This is a genomic window from Streptomyces sp. NPDC055815, assembly GCF_053616475.1.
In genome coordinates, this window is record NZ_JBSHDU010000189.1 from 1 (window position 1) to 1257 (window position 1257).

At 67.6% G+C, this 1257-nt stretch carries 1 protein-coding gene; it reads left to right on the forward strand.

What is annotated here, in order from left to right:
* Nucleotides 1–324: 324 nt before the first annotated feature.
* A complete protein-coding gene (locus ACWGN5_RS41905) occupies nucleotides 325–1119 on the forward strand; it encodes a type II secretion system F family protein (protein ID WP_453524291.1) in 795 nt (264 codons plus the stop codon).
* Nucleotides 1120–1257: the final 138 nt, after the last annotated feature.

The window sequence follows — 1257 nt, forward strand, 5'->3', positions numbered from 1 at the left end:
GGGGATATATCTGGCCGCCACCGGGGAACTTCCACTGGCCGTCCGTGGGGAGAACTACTGGCCGCCTCTGGGGAGAACTACATGGCCGTTGACAGGCGTACTTGTCGGGCGTCGAGGGCCGCTGGGCTTCGGGCATCGCGGTCCACTCGGCGAGGACGGAACCTATCCCCGGTGGGACGTCCTGAGCACACGCATCCCCCTGCACGTCGGCATCGCCAATGCCGTAGGTAACCCCTGCGATCGGCGAGACCGTCGCGCCCCGTACGACGCCCTCGTGACCGAGCTGACGCACCGCGGCCACCTGCCCGAGCCCAGGAGTGCCCGGTGAGCGGCGGCGGCCTGTCCGACCGGGCCCGCGCGTTCGTTCCCGACCTGATCCCCGAGCCCGAGGACATCGACAGCGCGGGGCCACTGAGCCCCAAAGAGCAGCAGTACCTCGACCGCATCCACATGGCTCGGGATCACTACGGCAACGCGAAGTGGATGCGCGGCATGGCTCTAGAGAGCGCCTTCCGGCGCCGGTTGTTCCGCGGCGAGACCGGCGACCGGTCCCGCCAGGAGTACCTGGATGTCGAGTGGGACGGCATGAGCGAGTCCGCCGCCTACCGGGAGATCGGGGAATGGCGTCTGGCCAAGCGGATCACCGAGATCTACGGGCGGCCGGTGGCCGACTCCCATGTACGGGCGCTGTCCGAGGCAGCCGAGAAGCACGGACACGAGCCCGTCGCCGAGTTCTACGTGGCGCTGCGACGGCACGGGGCGGAGACCGGGCAGCGGGTAACGGCGGAGGTCGTGGAGAACCTTGCCGAGTACCTCACCGTGGGCGGCGTGCTGCCGGCGGCGAAGGTACAACCGGAGCTGGAAGCGCTGTTCACGCCCCGGCAGGTCCCCGCGCCGAGGCAAGGCAAGACCACCAAGGCCGGGAAGAAGGACGTCAAGCCAAAGGGGGTTGTGGAGCCGACAGCAGTCATTCCCAAATTTGGGAACGGATGGGTGATGAGCGCTGAGCAGATCAACCGCCTGAGCGCGTGGATCGCTGCCGAAGCCGCCCACTCCGAGCTCGACCCTCCGTGGCCGCAGACCTCCTGCTGGAAGAAGTTACGAGCAGGTCGCTTCTGAACATCCTCGCGGACGATGCCGAACCGCCACGCGCCGAGTCCGACCCCGCACAGCCGTAGGTCACAACGAACGCCCAGGGCGTCAATACCAAAATTTTGATTTACGCCCACGGCCGTGCCCGGCGGGGCACAATTTCCG